Raw genomic sequence first — 17,953 nt, 5'->3', positions numbered from 1 at the left:
CAGTTCATGTACAGCGGCCTGGCTTGCGGTTTCAATGGTTTCGGCAGCCTCAATAGCAGCCATCGCGTATTTAACTTCCTCGTAAACACTGGTGAAAGAGCGTTCAATTGGAACGTCAGCTTTTTCGATTTCCAGGATGATATACTCCGGCTTAAAATGCGCCAGCGCCATCATTTTCCGGGACCTGAGTGTAACGGTAAGCGGGAATTTTTCCTTTGAGTTTTGATCAAAACGCTCACTGAGTGACTTAATAATGCTGGTATCGGTAAAATCTGAAAATAGTGTACCCGGAATAGATTTTAGGGGCTTTTCAAACAGATCGGCGGCATTTTCGCTAATTTGCAGAATACTAAACTGATCTTTGCTCAGTACAAGCAAATAGCCATAGTCCTGAACAACATTAATATGGTTGAGCGGCAGGCTGCCGCAAAATTCGGAATCATAATTTTTTTTCTTAGCCATCAGCCAAATACAAATTAAAACAGGTAGTAATGATATAGCTAAGAAGTATATCAACAAAAAAGTAACGGCAAACTGATTTCAGGGAATAGCAGATTGAGTGCTAAAATATCTATTTTCCTTTGAGGAAACAATCTCACACTTACACCAGATAGGAGTATCAGGAAGCCCTTCGGTGCATCAGACCAAGAGTGACATCCTGCGTTTGTTCCAATTGTTCCGGTTGGATAAGAGTGGCATAGCTTTCAGCAGTAGATTTGATCTTTCCGTTAACATTGCTCAGGCCTGTCTTGTACAAAAAAAGGGAACGTTGCAGGTCTTTATAATTTTCCGCGTAATGTCTCCGATTTTCTGCCATCTCGGACAACAACCTTTGTATATGTGCCATATCCATTTATTCCTGCTTCAAAATTTACCACATTGTAAACCTGCTCTAATAAAAAAAGTTTTCAATTATTAAATTTCGGTAAAAATGTAGGTCTTCGATATTCAGGAATTACATGCATAGTTGTAGAAACGCTGGAGCTAATCACAGCAGCTTGTTGCAGTTGATTAAAAGGATATACTTTCCGTATTATTTCAATAAATATTTGAATAGCCTCAACTTAGTCCGGCCTGAGGGCATTTTTATGCGGCGATAGCCAAGACTGCACTTTATTCATAAAGAAATCGAGATCGAACGGTTTGGCAATATAATCATCTGCATGGCTTTTTCTAGCAATGGCTTCGATGTCATTCTCTGCAGAAATCAGTAACACCGGGATTGTTTTGGTCTTTTGGTTCTGCTTTAATGCCCTGCATAGCAGGTGGCCATATCCATCGCTAAGCCAGTCATCAAGCAGGATTAAATCAGGCTTGACGTCGCCCAATTTATTAAATGAGAGGATATCTGTGGCCGCCTCAACCAAGTAACCTTGTTCTTCCAGTATAAAGCGGATTATTTGTAGGATATCATCATCATCATCGACTACAACAATTCTCTTTTTCATGTGCTTTCAAATAAGGCTGTTAATTGGCTTTAGATTCAGATATTGATTACATCTACTAGAAGTGAAGTTAATAATTGTTTCTTTAAAATAAAATATATAAATTAAAATTCAATTTTCAATTTGTGGCTATCCCAGATATCTTTCCAAAAAACAAACATGTATATTCTATTTTAAATGAATCTATTGTGTATTTAAAACTTTAAAAAAATCTTTCTCATTTTAATTTTCAAAAACTTTCCCTCCGAATTTTTATTAATTAAAAGTAAAAAGAAGTATTCAACTGATTATTTAATTCAAACCTATGAAATCAAAAGTCAATACGGAAACGAGCAAAGGCCGTTTAGATGATGAACAAAAAAAGCCGGAAGCACATAAAGTCCCAACGGTAACACCTGACAACGAAAACGGCGACCCTGGACCTCCTGTGAAACCAGAAACAAAAACTACCACTCAGAAATAATTTATTAGGATCGAATATGAAAAAGAATATTTTTACCGGCTTATTCGTGCTTTCAGTAAGCCTCATCATGGCTTGCAATGGTGATCATTCTGCCAGATCAGGGGAAGACACCGCACAAGCCAAACACGATGCGCCGTCAAATTTAGATACATCAAAAACGACCAGCGCTACCGGCGATGCCTCGACAATCGATAACAGTGCTTCCGGTGGTACTAAAACAAAAAAGGCGGATAGCTCTAAAATGGATAGCGTCAAGAGGTAAATGTTTGCAAATAATAGTGCGTACGAGCATCGCAAATGTCTCATGTCGGCAAACGCGGTGAGTTTTCTTTTTCTTGTAATAGGCACGCCGTTTCCTTTGGGAGGGAAATTTTCAATTTACAGGTAGGGGAATTGTAAGAAGTTTAACCGAATAATTAATTTATCAAATCTATGAAAGTTTTAAAATTGATTGCATTTTTTGCAATGAGTGCTTTTGCTTTGACAGCCTGTAATCCGAATGATCGTAATAAGAAACTGAACGGTTCTACAGACACTACCGCAACTTTCAAAGCAGGGAGCGGGGTACAGCCTGATACCAATACGATCAATGACCAGCGAAAGGCTGCCAGGAAGGATACGTTGAAAGGCGATACTAATGGCAACGGCAATGCAGATCCAAGCGGCAGCTCTTCGAAAAGCAATCATTAATGATCTTTTAAAAAAAGACTTTAAGGGTGGAATAGTCAAAAACTAAATTTACTAAATGATTATGAAAAAGCTTACTATTATATTATTAGCATCTGTAAATGTTGTGATTAGCGGATGCAATACGAACAAAGACAGTAAAGAAAAAGCTGATAGTACAAATACTCATCAAGACTCGATCCACAACAAACAAACAGGTACGGGCGATTGGGCGATAAGTGCTCCCGACGCCGAATTTGCGGTAGAAGCGGCAAACGGAGGAATGGCCGAAGTGGAACTGGGGAAACTTGCACAGGAAAAAGGCACTTCCAAAGCAGTAAAGGATTTTGGAAAAATGATGATTGATGATCATTCAAAGGCCAATTTGGAATTAAAGGAACTGGCTAAAAACAAACGTATCGTCTTACCAGATTCCGTTGGCAAAGAAGAAGCCGAACTAAAATCTAAGCTTGCCTCGAAACCCGCTAATGAATTTGACAAATCCTATATAGATGCAATGGTGGATGATCATAGAAAGGATATCGCTACATTTGAAAACGCACGTCATAAGGTAAAATATCCGGAAATGAAGGCGCTTATAGATAAGACCTTACCAATGCTGAAGATGCACCTGGCTACTATCGAGAAAATAAAAATGCAAACCCCCGACTAATAAGCCATTCTTTTTGAAATAATCCAGTTGAAAGTTCGTTGTGATAAGTTTGTTCTTTGTAGATGTCATTGAGCTGGTTTATCGTAATCCGCTTAATCGTTTTCAAAAACACCCACTGGTCATCAAAGGGCTGTAAGGTTTCAGGATCAATGAAACAGCTATTGCCATCATTTAAGCTCGTTTTGTTTAAGGGTAAAGCAATCAGATTCCCCAAGCCTTTTTTTGAATGGTAATCCTGATTGGGAAATAACCTGTCAAAACTTGAGTTTTTATCGAGTACTGAAATTAAGCCTGCTTACAGTAGCAATGCCGTCATTATTTTTCTGCTTCTGAACGCCTCATAAGGTTCTTCAAAAAATATCCATACATGGCCGCCTTTGCCGGAACGAGAACGCTCCAAATAAGCAGGTATATCATAATCCTCGCAAATTTTAATAAATGTCCGGCATCCCTCAATCCAATCTGCTTCGTCAAAATCTGCTGCAATGAACCAAGAGGTGTTATCCTGTAATAACGGGTAGAGGCCCACAACCTGCTCCCCTTTGAGGTGTTTAATTAAATGGTCATCCGTTAGGGACTGGTATGTTTTATCAGTAAAGGTTTGAAATGTACCACCTTTCATTTGATGCAGCCGGTATCTATGTGGGTCAAAACTGTAAGCGGGCATATAATTGCTTTTGCCACTTTTCTCCCATCTTAATGCAAATACATCTTCTCTGCCTTTGAACAGGGATTGGTATAGGTTTAATCGTTCATCTTTCATTCAAGAGGCCGCTGTTTAACTTACTTCAAAGTTACAACAAACTATTGTTATAATATACGATAGAGAAGGTAGAATGACAAATAGGTAAGCTTTGTTGATATTCCGGTATGCTTGACCATGTTGTTCCGTGCCCTTAGACCAACAAGTCGTGTTAATGAATATAAAATCTCAAATATCTAACTCAAAAACATAGCCTGGTCAAAGTGTAACGGAACGCCCTTACCTCTGTTGCGGAACTCATTGATCAACGGCTCTGGAATATCTACTCTAATTCGCTTAAAGCGCGCATTTGGTCTAAAAGGTGGTTCGAATTCCGCCCAGTTAGAGGAGCTTCAAGTTCACTGGTAAAAGCGGTTCGATGTTGCAATTCTTCGAAAGTGAATTTTTGGGGGTACATCGAACCAATCAATTGCCTTTTATTGGAACCTTCTGATTTTGAATAGATTAGGTTTAGCTTCGTTAATTTGCTGATTGCCTTCCTCAGCAGCGGCTCAATATTTTCCACCCTCGAATTAGTTACCGCCGCCTCCGCTAATTTGGCTTCAAGTACATTGATCTTGTAACGACCAATTTCGCTAACACGGGAACCCTGTACAAAATTATTTCATTTCGGGTAATCCAACGGGTATTTCATCGAGCGAAACTAAGGGATAAACTTTTGACAAGTACAAATAAAAGAATACAATAGAGATCGTCAGGACGATGACGCCAAGGACAGAAGATGAAACCTCAATACCGGATAAAGATGCCTTGAAGGACGTGCTCGTATTTGCTGATGCTGACCGCTTTTTTACGCTTCTTACAGCAATATAAAATTGTATGGCGGAAAACGATAAGCCACTCAGCACTAAAATGACCACTAAAATGAAAATAATATTTCCTGTAAATTGCTGGCGGCTGATGATTTGCCTGCGGTTCTGAAGAGCCCAAACATAATAGGAACTTACGGAGTCGTTGGTGGCCTTGCTGTTCAAATCCCTTTTTTCGAGGGCAAGATAATAGGCGATCTGCGCACGTTGATAAGCCTTAAATACCGCGGTATCCGATTGATCGATTAGACTGGCTTGTCTAGTTACGGAACTTTCCTTGATGACTTTTAGGGATTTGGCCTGCTTAATGATAGCAGAAATTGGAACAGAAGCTGCTTTCAACTTATGAGGTACCGTCGGTTGAACCGGATCAGCTACAGGTATCGCACGCTTTGCAGTTCCTGCCGGTCTTGCATTCCCCGGGAGTACTGCAGCTGTATCCAACCCGGTTTGGCACATCCCGAATACCGGGGAGGCCAGGAAGCATAATATCATAATTACACGGCAGATTCTCATATAAGTTCAGGTAAGCAAAAGCATAAAGTACTGATGGTCTGCAAAGTTAGGCTAAAAATATAAATTAGCTAATATGTTTTCGACATCTCCCTAAATTCGGCCAGGATAAGCAGGCGAAATTCCGTTCCTGGGAGACCAAATACCAAGATTTCGAGTTAACAAGACTATACTCCACGGCTGGGATGATTATCCGGTTGGAAGGTCTACATCTTCCCTCTCACCAAACCATTCAATCCGTTCAGGCAAAGGAATTTAACCGTTCATAATACTCAAATAATTCTGTAGTCAGGGTTTCCTGTTGCCAGCGCTGGCAGATCTGGATTATTTAATATGTATTCAATTAATTGGAAATATCAAGCCTGCGCAGCCGGTTTCATCCTGGCTCTTGCCTTGTTTTTATAACGCGTAATTGCTCCTTCTCTGTCTTCTGCTAATTCTTTAACGACATCGACGGCACCCGGAGGATTATATTTGGATCCCCAGACCATAAGCTCTGCGATAGCAGGGATCAAGTCGATACCTTTCTCGGTAAGGCTGTAGATGAATTTGTTTTTCTTTTCTTCAGAGACAGTCGACTCTATAAAGCCGTGCTCCTCCAACAGATTAAGCCTATCTGCGAGAACATTGGTGGCTATCTTTTCTTCAGAGGCCAGGAATTCCCCATAAGTCGATTTGTCGGTGAACACCAGATCTCTCAAGATTAGTAATACCCACCTGTCAGAGATAAAGTTTAATGAATATGCTACGGGACAGTTGGAACGATGCGGAATTACTTTCATGACATTTAAATGTTAAATAATACTTGCTTATAGCAAGTAAAATACTATATCTTTGTTTACTTGCTTATAGCAAGTAAATTTAAAGAATAATAATTAAACGAAAAATCGAAGTTATGTCATTAGTTACCTCATTTGAATGGCGATACGCTACTAAAAAATACAACACCTCAAAAAAGATCGATCCGGCGTTACTCGAAGATCTGACCGAAACCGTTCGCCTCGCGCCTTCTTCATTCGGTCTTCAGCCTTACAAATTCCTGCTCATAGAAGACAAAGCCAAGCTGGACGAAATCAGCAGGGCGGCACACGGGCAGCCACAAATTACCACCGGTGCACACGTGATGGTGTTGGCAGTCGAGACCGACATTGACGAAAAAACAGTAGCCAGCTATATTGATAAAGCAGCAGCAGCCAGGCAAACAGAGCGTAAAAATCTGGAGCCACGTGAACAATTTGTAAACACGGTTTTGAGTAAACTTGATTATAACCAACGTATCATTTGGGCAGAAAAGCAGGCGTTCCTGGCTGTCGGCGTTTTTGTGAGTGCTGCCGCTGAAGCCGGTATCGATGCTTCTCCCATGGAAGGTTTTGACAACGCAGCTGTTGACGCCATCCTCGGTCTGAAAGAAAAAAACCTGACCTCTGCTTTATTATTTGTGATCGGATATCGCTCGGAAGAGGATGAATTCGCGGCGATCCCCAAAGTGCGCAAACCCAAAGAGGAAATTTTTCAAACCATCTAATTCAAGGCACATGTCAAATTCAAAAGTGATCGTCCTCGCTGAGATCCCGGTGAAACCGGAATTCCTGGAAGAGGTGAAAGCGATCTCGGCTAAAGCCCTCATTCCGACACTTCAAGAGGAAGGTGTAGAAACGTTTTATCAGACCGTAAAGAAGGACGATCCCAATACGCTGGTGTTCTTTGAGGTCTTTAAATCTCAACAGGCGCTGGACGAACACCTTGCAGCTAATTATACAAAAGAGTTTTTCGCGGCTGTTAAAGACAAACTGTCCGACAAACCTGTATCCTCCATTTTAAGTGAATTGTAAGGTTATGACAATGGATAAAAAGATTATCAACCAGCCGTTTAAACAATTACGTTTAACCGGCAATGGTCAGCCGGAAGATGTAGTCGAATTGCACGAGGGTGTGATCACTTCCCTCGGGCCTAACGAGGTTTTAGTGGAAATGGAAGCCGCGCCGATCCATATATCCGACTTTATGCTTGTCGGCGGGATTTACGGGGTAAAACCGTCTTTTCCTGCTCCTTTGGGAGCGGAAGGCGTAGGACGGATAATCGATGTCGGCTCAGGGCACGTTACCGAATACCTGGGTAAACGGGTAATTATTCTACCTTACTACGAGCAAGGAACCTGGGCTACGCACCTTGTAGCTCCCGTAAAAAACCTTGTGATTGTTGATGAGGGCATCGAAGCCACGCAACTTGCCCAGCTCACCATCAATGCCGTAACCGCTTTTCTGACGATCCTGGACTATTCTGAATTGAAACCGGGTGACTGGATCGGCCAAACGGCAGCTAACTCCGCTGTTGGGCAATACGTGATCGGGCTGGCGAAGATCAATGGCTGGAAAACATTAAATATTGTCCGGAGAGCCGAATCAGCGGAATTCGTCCGGTCAATCGGCGGAGACGAAGTCGTTATCATCGGTGATGACCTTGGGACAGAGATAGAAAAAGCGTTGGATGGTAAGCAACTGGATCATGTTCTGGATACAGTCGGCGGTACAACTATTGGCACGATAGCTGGTTTTCTCAAAAGCCGGGGCTCTATTGTAGGTTACTCCAGTGAAAGTGGTCAAACGCCTATTATCCGTCCGCTCGACCTTTTCTACCGGAGGTTACATTACCACGGATTTTGGGTGATCGACTGGTTCAGGATAACGCCGAAAGAACGGATCGATAACCTCATCCAACATTTAAGCGGCTTAGTGGGCACAGGCCGGCTTTCCGCCACTGTTGGCGGCACTTTCTCTATTGAAAAGTATCAGGAAGCCTTTCAGGCCGCAAAAAAACCCGGCCGGCCAGGCAAATACTTTTTCACTTTTAACCACTAAACTATGGAACCAATTCAAATTGGACAGCCAAAGATTTTGGTTGCAGGTGCCGGGGGGCACCTGGGTCGCCGTGTATTGGAAATCTTAAGCGAACTTGGTTATACGAATTTGGTTGGCGCAAGCCGTACTCCCGCGAAATTACAGGCATTTACGGATGCAGGTGTTGAGATCAGAAGAGCGGATTTTGATGAGCCGGAAAGTCTTCGGTCAGCTTTTCAGGGCATTGAACGCTTCCTCCTGATCTCGACGGATGAACTGCATACGCCCGGCGCACGTGTCCGTCAGCATGTCAACGCGATCAACGCCGCTAAAGCGGCAGGTATTAAACATATTGTTTATACCTCCATGCCAAAGCCGGAGCATGCGTTAGCAATATCTTTTGCCCCGGACCATGTGGCCACCGAGGAAGCGCTCAAAGCGAGCGGTATCGAATTTACCAGCCTGCGGGTTAGCTGGTATGCAGAAAACCTGCTCGGTTTTCTCCCGCAGATTATAGCTGCCGGTAAATGGCCCACGGTCGCAGGCAATGGCCGTATCGCCTATGTTGCTCGTGAAGATGTCGCACAGGTCACAATAGCAGCATTACTCAAAGCCCATGGAAAAGCCTTTTGGGATATTTCCGGTGCAGAGTCTCTTACCATTCTGGAGATCGCGGCAATGGCTAGTAAAGTCTTTGAAAAGCACATTGATGTGGTACAGGTTGACGATTCGGAGATAGCCGAGGAGCTGGTATCGATTGGCATCCAGCCCAATTTTGCGCCTACTGTGATCATGACCGATCTGAATACACGCGCAGGAAACTTTGATGTGCAAAATGACCTGGTTAGGCAGGTAACCGGAAGGGATCCCGTCACCTTAAAAATATTCTTTACAAAGCACCGGAACCTCTTCCTGACTGATCAAAAGAAATAAAAAGCATACAACCTTAATAAAAACATTTAACAATAACAAATCATGAACATTACAAACAAAACAATCCTCGTAACCGGTGGCGGTTCAGGCATCGGTTATGCGACCGCAAAATATCTAAGTAAAAAAGGCAATAAAGTGATCATTTCCGGCCGTAATGCTGAAAAGATTGAGAAAGCCGGCAAGGAATTGGGACTGGAATACATTGCCTGTGATGTAACCGACGCAGTCGCCGTGAACAGCCTGGTTAACAAGCTGGAGTCGGAATATGCCGATCTCAGCGTTCTGATCAATAATGCAGGTGTAGCCAATTTATATAAACTTGGCGAAGGCGCAGGGGCTTTCGAAAAAGCAAAACAAGAGTTTGAAACGAATTATTTCGGGCCGGTTCGCCTGACTGAAGCGTTGCTGCCATTATTGAAAAAGCAGCCGGAGGCGGCTATTGTGAACATCACCTCTAACGTAAGTTTTCACCCGTTAGTCGTGTTGCCTACCTACTCAGATACTAAAGCCGCTTTGCATTCGCATACTGTAGCGTTGAGGTTAACGCTTTCTAAAGAAACCAACATTAAGTTATTTGAAGTGATGCCTTCGCTGATTAATACGGACGCAACCAAAGAAATGGGCGGCGAGCAACATGGCTTACCACCGGTAGTGGTCGCTGAAGATATTTTTAATGGCATTGAAGAGGATCGCTTCGAGATCTATGTCGGTGAAACCGGAAGACAATGGGCCGATTATTTCGCAAACCCTGTTGCTGCGGTTGAAAACTTTAACCAGGGCTTATTCTAATTCATTTTATCTGATAAGAAAACGGCTTCGCAGTTTTCGATTTACGTGGACCGCGAAGCTGGTTTAAATATGTTGCAAGGTAGGTCCACTAAAAATTCAGATATGGAATGGTATGATTTTATCGCGGCGTTTTTTTCCGGCGCTTTTATGGCCAATACGGTGCCGCACTTCGTACACGGCATATCGGGCAATAAATTTCCCACCCCTTTTGCTAAACCAAGGGGGGGGCTATCGTCGCCAACTTTAAATGTCTTTTGGAGTCTTTTTAATTTTGCTGCCGGATGGGTTGCGTTCATTAGTGCGCATATCAATCTTTGTCCTTACAGTTAACCTGTTTTGCTGGCTTTGCTTTTATGGCATTGATGTTAAGTAAACGCTTTCGGACAAAACATAAGGAATAATCTACGTTGCAATCAAAATATATTTGAACTTGTTACAACAAGAAGATATTTCATCCATTAGTCAAGCATGGTTGAGTAGCAGGCTTCGTTGATAACTATCAAAATCTCGCGGAGAAATTCAAGTAATAAATTAATTAACTTATGCTTTTGATGTTCAGGCACACTGAGTCCGTGAGTCGTTGAATTTGGTGACAACTTCAGTGAGGTTTCGAAAAGGTGAAGCTTAAAGGCAAGCGGCCATCAGTTCGTGATGGCCGCTTTTTTGTCTTAAATACTGATAATCACTTTACAAACTGTTTATTTGATTCCAGGAACCGATGTGCATCCACTATGGCGTCCAGCGTGAATGATCCTGCGATCACCGAGTCCAGTTTGCCGCTGGCTAAACCTTCATAGATGAATGTTTTGGCGGCTTCTCCGACAATCGAGTAGCTAATCGATAATTCCGGGATCGACTTTAAGAGTGCCTGAACATGGGCTGAGTTTAAGGCCTGGCGATTTTGCCCGGCCTCATAGGTGTTTACTTCCTTTTGACGTGAGATGCCCGCATTTTTAAAGAAGCTTTCCCGCGTTGCCAGGTAGGTGCTGTATAACCAGTACGATTGAAAAGCGAGGATACCATGTGCAGTAACGATGGCAATCCAATAACCAATATTTAATTTTTTATTCATTTTACGATCGGCGGGGACACTCGCGATCAAATATATTGTTAAGTACAGCCTATCCAAAGACGCTTTAACACTAATTAACACTAATGTTGCAGTGTTTAACAGAGTTTTTTGAATGCCCCGATACTTTTGGTGTATTAAACTCCCAAAAATGAAAAGAGCATTATATTTTGTTGCTATGGTAAGCTTTAAGATACTACCTGCATTTGCCCAGGACCTTAAAAAAGACAAGTTGCCCGGCCCTCAAAAACCTAATTTTACGATGAATGGCAAAATCGGTCATTTAAACAAACCGGCAAAAGTATATCTGGAATACAATTCAGATGAAAAAAGCGTGACCGATTCCTGTGATTTGGTTGACGGCGTTTTTCAGTTCAGCGGCTACCTGTCGGATATTACTTATGCGCGGATGGCTTTATCGCGAGAGGGCCAGAGAGTTGCTAATCGGAGTACGAATTCAAATCTATCGCCGTCCAACTTGCTCCTGCGCCGATAATTTGTATTTTATGTTCGTTTTAATCAGGCAAAATAAGTGTGATTGATTTTAAAACTGTGTATTCATAATGGTGTCTCACAATGCTCCTAATGCATCAAAAACGATAATAAATGACATCCCGCGGCTTTATTCGATTTCTCATAAAATGTCTGCGCATCTTTCTCAGCGCTTTCGATCAGCGCTTTTAATTGGGTAAATTTTTCCATGTGCTTAAAATTTAAATAAGCAGCTAAAGTAATGATTAATCTATTAGCTAATCGTCGATCTTATCGATCTTCCTTTGTTCCTCTACTGGTGCTTTTTTTCTTTTCATGGCAGACGATAAAAAGAAATATCGTTGCTATTCGCTTAACGAATAATATTTACTTAAATTCAAATAGTAAACTTTTTAAAGTATGATAAAGAAGAAGGATTTATACGAATTTCTAGATTATTGGAACCAATAGGATAAAGCCGAAGGCGATAGTAAGCCTGTTAATCCTTATCAGCTTGGCGGATACATGTTAAGCCCGAGCTTTTATTTGAAATGGTATTTTAATCCCAAAGATTTATCTTGTTCTGGCAAAAGAATTAGAGGCAGATCAGGAAACGATTGATACAGGGAAATTGGTATTTCAATATGGCGACCAAAACGTAGAAATCGAGCAACACCGGGACGACACTTTAGGCGATAATACCGCCGAATTATAATTAACCAAGGCGGTGCCTTGCGCCCCAACCTTGGTACCTAAACCTTATCACAATGCAGGCAGGTGCCTGCTTGAATGGGCAAACGTAACCATTTAAAAATTAATCCCTGAGGCCTCAGTAAGGTTTACTGGCGGCATGCGGTAGATTTATCCGTAGACTTAAAACAGAAATGCCGGAACAATCCGGCATTTCTGTTTTTAATTAACTTATAACTTGGGAAGCAACCCCGTTGATTTGTAAGTTAGTTATTTTTAAACATTTACTCATAAAAATTGCAATTTTTCTTTATTGCTTTCGTTATTTTTGTGAACTCGTAACGCCCCCCAGTTTGTCTTTAATACCCCCGTTTAATAGCCTGCATGGCCTGCGAAAGCGGGCCTTTATTGTAATTCATTTGTTACTTTTAATTCAAGAATTCTTCTTTAAATTTAATTAGTTATTTTAATAGGGGTATTAAATAACTAAAATCAAGGCCACACGTCGTAGAGTGCGTGTGGCTATTTTATTTATTTTCACCTTCAAAATGTCCGATACGCTTATTTATCGCAGAGATGAGCGCATCGTTGTCATTAAGATTTTGGGTGAGTTGATTAATCATTAAGTTTGAAGGTGGTCTAAAAACAGCTCTGATTTTATCATTATCAGAAGCTGTTTTTTTGAGCAATTGTATAAAGGAGTAATAGGTATTGGACATCTTTGTCCGCATTGAGGGCAAGCTCTTCTACACTTGTACGGTTCATTTCTCCTCTTTGTTTCATAAACGCCCTATGCAGTTTCCTTCACAAAAGTCTTTTGAAAACTATACCATGCAATTAAAAGCGCGTGGCAATGTTCCTGAATAGCTTTAACCAAGTTGTTGATCGGCGTTTTACTATGATGACCCAATATTCTCATTGGTTTTTCAAATGANAGCTTTAACCAAGTTGTTGATCGGCGTTTTACTATGATGACCCAATATTCTCATTGGTTTTTCAAATGAAGGCATTAATGTTACGATCAGAGCAATTAAACAGAGCCAGGCATCGCGCCCGGCTTTGTTTCCCTAATTAATTTAAACTGTATTTAACAAAACAAATACGTGAACATCTATCGTATAAAAAACAGTGCAAAGATAGTTGAATTAAGCGCAGTTCGATGGATTAATTGGAAAAGAAGACGGATTTGATTTTTCCAAAATCAATCGGCTTGGATAAAAAGGTTTCAACCCTTGGGTTCGCATGTGATTTAATGACATCTGTTTTGTTAATTGATGACGATAACACATAGATCTTACTTTTGTGCATCGGATCAATATTTAAACGGTTATACTCATCCATGAATTGCCAGCCATCCATCATCGGCATAGCCAGATCGAGAAAAATATAGTCAGGCAAAAGTTCATCCCCTTGTGACTTCAGGGCAGTAAGCTTTTCTATCGCTGCAAGCCCGTTTTTGCAGGTATCAATAACAGGATGATCGAGCGTTTTTTTGATCATTAACTTAAAGATAACCGTATCGATCTCTGAATCTTCGATAAGTAAAATTCTGGCAGGCCGATTAGTTAAAGTCATAGGCACTCAACGATATAGCCTTCAGATATGTTTCTCTGTAACAAGATTGTTAGTGTGAGCAAGGGGTCAAAAGCAATGAAATTTTGAATAACTCAGCACGCCCGTTATTTGTTTAGCAATTAAACCTTCTTTTCATTACGTATGGAATAATTAAAAGCTTACCTTCGCTGCCAACCAGATTACTTACAAGCCCTACATCTTCATATCGCAGTTAGCCCACGTCATCGTGGGCTTTTTGTTGACTTTTTTTAACCAAAGAATGAACTCACAACCAATTTAATTATTCTGCACAAAGTGTGATAAGGGATGATCCCAAAACGGACCGAAATAATCGGAAAGATGAAAGTTTATAACATCGCTGATTGCAATAAAACGGATATCTCGAGGGCGATAGTGCCCTTTTCAAGATTGAAGAAATAGGCAGTGGGTTTATTAATGGCTGCTGCCAACTGTGCTTGACTAAAATCGCTTTCCAAAGGCGCGTGCATAATTTTTTTAACCACCTTCTTCCTGAGTATTGATTTTTATATCCATTGCAGTATCCCTCAACCTCGTAAAATACAAAAGTCGGTTGCCTTGCGCCCCGACTTTTGGCCTAAAACCTTATCACGATCCAGGCGGTGGCCTGATTGATCGATGCAAATATAGCCATTCCAGAAAACGGTTAAAAAACTCTTACTATAATTGTAATTCAGTTAGCAACTAATTTTGACAAATTACTTCTGGCTCATTAATAATGCTGCTCTTTTATTCATCCAGTCGCTCATTACACCGAAGATCCCTATCTTTAAAGAGGTCGGAAGAGCGAATATCCGAGCCGCATATTATGAATTAACGCTTACTTTGATGGCGGCCAATAAGTTACCTCACTTACAGTAGAACGTTTGTTGTCCATTTCAAACGTGTTTGAAATGGAAAGCGATTGATTTGTTACTCCTTGCATCGCCGGAACCAACCGACAACATTTGAATAACCGATTGATGGCTTAATTAGATCGTCCTTTATCGAGATCTTTAAAAGCAAATTGAAATTCTTTTTTCCGGGATGTCAAAGACACGAAAATGTCACCATTATAGCTCACCTCCAAAACTTCACAGGTGAGGGAAGAGCGTATTTTCATGCTGATGTCTTCAACTTCTGATACCGGGTGATCCAGGCTTATGAGAGCCGCCTGGTGATGCATTTCCTTTCTCAACTCATAGAAATCTGAAATACCATGTTTTTCGGTCGATAAAATCAGCCTCTTCAAAAAAAACTGTAATTCCAGGATAAGCGGGTTTTGTGATGGTTGAAATTGAAACGTAAGGATCTTCATAAAGCGAACGGCATTAACAACTTTGTCGAATGCAATATAGTTATTTCAAAAAAAATAATGACTGCCGAAAGTGGGCGCTAAAGATGGCAGAAATCCGATACTTAACGGATGAGGAATGCTTAATAAGATGTCTCTTTAATCTTTAGGCAATGGTATGAGATTTAGTCCTACTAAAAATTGGTTTTCCTTAGAAAGGTCTCCCACCATCACTTTGATCGGCTCCGGAAGTTTTTTGATCAGCGTCGGCGTCGCAAATATCTGTTCGCCTTCCGCCAGATGAGGATGATTTAACAGATCGATCACTTCAATTGAATAAGCACCACTTAAATGTTCCTGGCAATACTTTGTAAGGTTATTGATTGCATTTGCAGACTTCCGTGTGTCACCAGCTATGTACAGGCATAATTTATAGTGTTGATCGTCCATACCATTGATTTACAAATTTCTATCAAATTTTGTACCATCAAAGATGACCGGCGGCTATATTTGTCTTATAAGGCCGGAGAAGAAATCATGATCGACATTCCTGATAATAAAGCCAATAGCTTTCTGGAATTAATTAAAAGCTATCAGTGCATCAAAGTTAAACGCCTGCCTGAATACGATGTTGAGACGCTGGAAGAATTGTAAGTTAATTTGAATTATCGAATCTGGAGATACAATTACAAATCGAATTTGAACCTTCAACGGAAATTATAAACTTCATTTATAATTCATAAAAGCCTTACAACCTTTATTTATATTCGCATAGCTGTTTCGAAACCGTTACAATGAGAGATAGAAAACATAATTTTTGTTTATAAGTGACTTTAATGATAGTTATGGAGATAGCAGTGATGAACAAAGGGTTCGATAAGAACTCAAGGCAGCACAGGAATGTATTCGTTAACGTAAACTGATTATACTTATAAAAAGGCGAGAATGGTGTAATCTTACCATTTTGTTTTCGTTGTTTTTTGTCACCCTCAACCATACCAAATTAATTTTAGTACCCCCGTTTAATACTTTCTATGGCCTGCAAAAGCAGGCTTTTTTGTGTGATATATTTGTTTTTTTATAGGGGGATTAAATAACAAATATCTTGAGTCACACGTTGCAACACCGCGTGGATGTTTTTCAACTTTCATTATATTAGAAAACAAAAGATTACAAATCTGGCGTTGATATGTACTTCGAAATCCTCATACAGAACGATTTCTTTTGCAACGTCAAGTATATCCTGGTTATCGTCGAGCAACAGAATCTTTTTCATTTTCCTTGGTTTAGCATTCGGCACAAAACGGAAAGCAATCAGGCCCAAAGAATTAATCGCATTTTACCGACGATACGTTGGTTGACCCCATGAAGCCATTTTTTTCTACTCTTAAATCAGGTCTAAATGTAATGATCCTGCCGGATATCATTGAACACATCAATGGTCATCCGATAATTACAGCGAGTGCAGCATCTACAGACACAGCACAGATATATCAGAGGATGTTAGCAGGAAGGAAACAACAGAGCTCCTGGAACCTAATCCCGATCCTGATTATTTGGTGATGGTAAGATTCGACGTACCTGACCGGGTGTTCACCTTTGAATCAGGGCGCGAATTCTACCTTGACAGCGATGAAGTGAGAGAAGTTATTCAGTTGCTATAGGAAGTAGGGGAGAACCGTTCCTTCTGGCAAGAATGAAGGAATTATTTTCAGCAGAATACCCAGAATTATTGATGACTCGTTGCAATCTATTTTCAAAACAAAAGCTTTAAAAGCTTACAGGATGGAGGTCATGAACGTTATAGTTTGTGTTTAGTGAATTTGCCCGGAAATCCTTATCGTTTATTTGATTTTTGTTTAGTTTTACTCGCTGCCAATAATCTCCGTCTATGAACAAAACATTTTACCGTAACCTGCGGATAGGCTACGGCATGTCGTTAGCAATACTTGCCGTCGTCGGGTTTATATCGTACCGTACGCTGATCAGCCTCATCGAAAATAATAAAGCGGTGGCTCATGGCAACCTGGTAATGCAAAAGCTGGAGAAGGCCTTGTCTCTGATGAAAGATGCGGAAACCGGCCAACGTGGCTTTTTACTCACCGGAAAGCAGTATTATCTGGAACCCTACCGGGGCGCCTCGCGACGAGCGCTGGATTTAGCTGACGAAGTTTACAAGCTAAGTTCAGATTATCCGGAACAGCAGCGCAACATAGCTTTGATACAGCGTATCATGCGAGAGCGAATGACCATACTCCAAATCGTCGTTACCGGGAAACTTGCGGGCAAGGAAACAGACCAGTTAGAACTTGATAAAGGTAAAGCAGCAATGGATGCCTTAAGGGAGGCGATCAGCAAAGCGGAAGTATTCGAGCAAAAGCTTTTGGACGAAAGGGCTGAATCGCTATCCGGGCTTGAGAACTTAACTCCCGTTGTTTTCATGATCGCCATCATTCTCGGGCTGCTAACAGCCGTGTTCTCCTATATCCGCGCCAGGAATGACTTTCATAAGCAAGAACGTCTTATCGATGAGTTAAATGCCCAGAAAGAAGAAATAGTGGCATTAAACGAAGAACTTACGGCTGCAAATGAAGAGGTTACTGCTGCCAATGAAGAACTCGTTGAAATCAACAATGAAATATTGGAATCCCGCGAGGAATTGGCAACGGCTAACGAGTCATTGGAGCAAAGGGTTGAAGAAAGAACAATGGCGCTTAGAGAAAGCGAAGAAAAGACCCAGGCACTTAATGAGGAGTTAACCGCCATCAACGAGGAACTTGCGGCAACCAATGAGGAACTCATGGCAACTAACGAAGAGTTAGCTGAAAGTCAGCAGGAATTACAGCATTCACTGGCAGAATTAAAAGCAGGGGAGGAACGGAACGCCAAACTTGTCGCCATAGTGGAATCGTCGGACGACGCGATTATCGGCAAAAATCTTGACGGTATCATCACCAGCTGGAAT

Annotated in this window: 20 protein-coding genes and 2 pseudogenes; 12 read left to right on the top strand and 10 right to left on the bottom strand. The window is 41.2% G+C overall.

Going from position 1 to position 17,953, the window contains the following annotated elements; all coding sequences use genetic code 11:
- Positions 1-462: pseudogene (locus DUL71_RS31635) on the bottom strand (GAF domain-containing protein); the annotation flags it as partial.
- Between the two features lie 602 nt (positions 463-1,064).
- Positions 1,065-1,448 (bottom strand): response regulator, encoded by a 384-nt coding sequence (locus DUL71_RS31625; RefSeq protein ID WP_114941798.1) that lies wholly within the window; start codon positions 1,446-1,448, stop codon positions 1,065-1,067.
- A gap of 301 nt (positions 1,449-1,749) precedes the next feature.
- On the opposite strand from DUL71_RS31625, the gene DUL71_RS32165 reads away from it, so the two are divergent.
- The 4 genes from DUL71_RS32165 (at position 1,750) to DUL71_RS31610 (ending at position 3,247) form a co-directional block, all read left to right on the top strand.
- The gene (locus DUL71_RS32165; RefSeq protein WP_154402538.1) at positions 1,750-1,908 is read left to right on the top strand and encodes a hypothetical protein; all 159 of its coding nucleotides are present in this window, start codon (positions 1,750-1,752) and stop codon (positions 1,906-1,908) included.
- A 16-nt stretch (positions 1,909-1,924) separates the two neighbouring features.
- Complete coding sequence (locus tag DUL71_RS31620; RefSeq protein WP_114941797.1) at positions 1,925-2,170, top strand: hypothetical protein; 246 nt, start codon at positions 1,925-1,927, stop codon at positions 2,168-2,170.
- 170 nt (positions 2,171-2,340) lie between these two features.
- A complete protein-coding gene (locus tag DUL71_RS31615) occupies positions 2,341-2,598 on the top strand; it encodes a hypothetical protein (protein ID WP_114941796.1) in 258 nt (85 codons plus the stop codon).
- Between the two features lie 61 nt (positions 2,599-2,659).
- Entirely contained in the window at positions 2,660-3,247 is a 588-nt protein-coding gene (locus DUL71_RS31610; protein WP_161964558.1) for a DUF4142 domain-containing protein, read from the top strand.
- Here the strand turns inward: DUL71_RS31610 and DUL71_RS32845 are convergent.
- From DUL71_RS32845 to DUL71_RS31590, 3 genes and pseudogenes are all read right to left on the bottom strand, one after another.
- Positions 3,213-4,010 (bottom strand): annotated as a pseudogene (locus tag DUL71_RS32845) (TOTE conflict system archaeo-eukaryotic primase domain-containing protein). The gene DUL71_RS31610 and the pseudogene DUL71_RS32845 overlap by 35 nt on opposite strands.
- Before the next feature lie 599 nt (positions 4,011-4,609).
- Complete coding sequence (locus DUL71_RS31595) at positions 4,610-5,263, bottom strand: hypothetical protein (RefSeq protein WP_154402537.1); 654 nt, start codon at positions 5,261-5,263, stop codon at positions 4,610-4,612.
- A 425-nt stretch (positions 5,264-5,688) separates the two neighbouring features.
- Positions 5,689-6,114 carry a winged helix-turn-helix transcriptional regulator gene (locus DUL71_RS31590; protein WP_114941793.1) on the bottom strand — a complete coding sequence of 142 codons (426 nt, stop codon included), beginning with the start codon at positions 6,112-6,114 and terminating at the stop codon, positions 5,689-5,691.
- 113 nt (positions 6,115-6,227) lie between these two features.
- Between DUL71_RS31590 and DUL71_RS31585 the strand changes: the two genes are divergently transcribed.
- From DUL71_RS31585 to DUL71_RS31560, 6 genes are all read left to right on the top strand, one after another.
- Entirely contained in the window at positions 6,228-6,857 is a 630-nt protein-coding gene (locus DUL71_RS31585) for a nitroreductase family protein (protein ID WP_114941792.1), read from the top strand.
- 10 nt (positions 6,858-6,867) lie between these two features.
- Complete coding sequence (locus DUL71_RS31580) at positions 6,868-7,164, top strand: putative quinol monooxygenase (protein WP_161964557.1); 297 nt, start codon at positions 6,868-6,870, stop codon at positions 7,162-7,164.
- Positions 7,165-7,174: 10 nt separating this feature from the next.
- Positions 7,175-8,191: a zinc-dependent alcohol dehydrogenase family protein gene (locus DUL71_RS31575; RefSeq protein WP_161964556.1), complete on the top strand. Its 1,017-nt coding sequence runs from the start codon at positions 7,175-7,177 to the stop codon at positions 8,189-8,191.
- Between the two features lie 3 nt (positions 8,192-8,194).
- Positions 8,195-9,103 carry an SDR family oxidoreductase gene (locus tag DUL71_RS31570; RefSeq protein WP_114941789.1) on the top strand — a complete coding sequence of 303 codons (909 nt, stop codon included), beginning with the start codon at positions 8,195-8,197 and terminating at the stop codon, positions 9,101-9,103.
- Positions 9,104-9,145: 42 nt separating this feature from the next.
- Positions 9,146-9,892, top strand: a complete 747-nt coding sequence (locus DUL71_RS31565) for an SDR family oxidoreductase (RefSeq protein ID WP_114941788.1) — start codon at positions 9,146-9,148, stop codon at positions 9,890-9,892.
- Positions 9,893-9,994: 102 nt separating this feature from the next.
- Positions 9,995-10,222 carry a hypothetical protein gene (locus DUL71_RS31560; protein ID WP_208645712.1) on the top strand — a complete coding sequence of 76 codons (228 nt, stop codon included), beginning with the start codon at positions 9,995-9,997 and terminating at the stop codon, positions 10,220-10,222.
- 352 nt (positions 10,223-10,574) lie between these two features.
- Here the strand turns inward: DUL71_RS31560 and DUL71_RS31555 are convergent, their stop codons facing one another.
- On the bottom strand, positions 10,575-10,964 hold the full coding sequence (locus DUL71_RS31555) for a hypothetical protein (RefSeq protein ID WP_114941787.1): 390 nt from the start codon (positions 10,962-10,964) through the stop codon (positions 10,575-10,577).
- A gap of 148 nt (positions 10,965-11,112) precedes the next feature.
- Between DUL71_RS31555 and DUL71_RS31550 the strand changes: the two genes are divergently transcribed.
- A complete protein-coding gene (locus DUL71_RS31550; protein WP_161964555.1) occupies positions 11,113-11,457 on the top strand; it encodes a DUF4369 domain-containing protein in 345 nt (114 codons plus the stop codon).
- An 86-nt stretch (positions 11,458-11,543) separates the two neighbouring features.
- Here the strand turns inward: DUL71_RS31550 and DUL71_RS32620 are convergent, their stop codons facing one another.
- The 4 genes from DUL71_RS32620 to DUL71_RS31535 all read right to left on the bottom strand — a co-directional run bounded on the left by DUL71_RS32620 (position 11,544) and on the right by DUL71_RS31535 (position 15,438).
- Positions 11,544-11,663 carry a hypothetical protein gene (locus DUL71_RS32620; RefSeq protein WP_425270992.1) on the bottom strand — a complete coding sequence of 40 codons (120 nt, stop codon included), beginning with the start codon at positions 11,661-11,663 and terminating at the stop codon, positions 11,544-11,546.
- A 1,623-nt stretch (positions 11,664-13,286) separates the two neighbouring features.
- Positions 13,287-13,697 carry a response regulator gene (locus tag DUL71_RS31545; protein ID WP_114941785.1) on the bottom strand — a complete coding sequence of 137 codons (411 nt, stop codon included), beginning with the start codon at positions 13,695-13,697 and terminating at the stop codon, positions 13,287-13,289.
- 985 nt (positions 13,698-14,682) lie between these two features.
- Positions 14,683-15,012 (bottom strand): hypothetical protein, encoded by a 330-nt coding sequence (locus DUL71_RS31540; protein ID WP_114941784.1) that lies wholly within the window; start codon positions 15,010-15,012, stop codon positions 14,683-14,685.
- A gap of 135 nt (positions 15,013-15,147) precedes the next feature.
- Positions 15,148-15,438 carry a circadian clock KaiB family protein gene (locus DUL71_RS31535; protein ID WP_114941783.1) on the bottom strand — a complete coding sequence of 97 codons (291 nt, stop codon included), beginning with the start codon at positions 15,436-15,438 and terminating at the stop codon, positions 15,148-15,150.
- 1,441 nt (positions 15,439-16,879) lie between these two features.
- Between DUL71_RS31535 and DUL71_RS31520 the strand changes: the two genes are divergently transcribed.
- On the top strand, positions 16,880-17,953 hold a 1,074-nt coding region (locus DUL71_RS31520), incomplete at its 3' end, for a CHASE3 domain-containing protein (RefSeq protein WP_208645711.1).

Origin of the sequence: Mucilaginibacter endophyticus (assembly GCF_003351025.1) — a bacterium.
GTDB classification, from domain to species: domain Bacteria; phylum Bacteroidota; class Bacteroidia; order Sphingobacteriales; family Sphingobacteriaceae; genus Mucilaginibacter; species Mucilaginibacter endophyticus.
The sequence above is the reverse complement of the archived record's forward strand: the minus strand, read 5'-3'. Positions and strand labels throughout refer to the sequence as shown.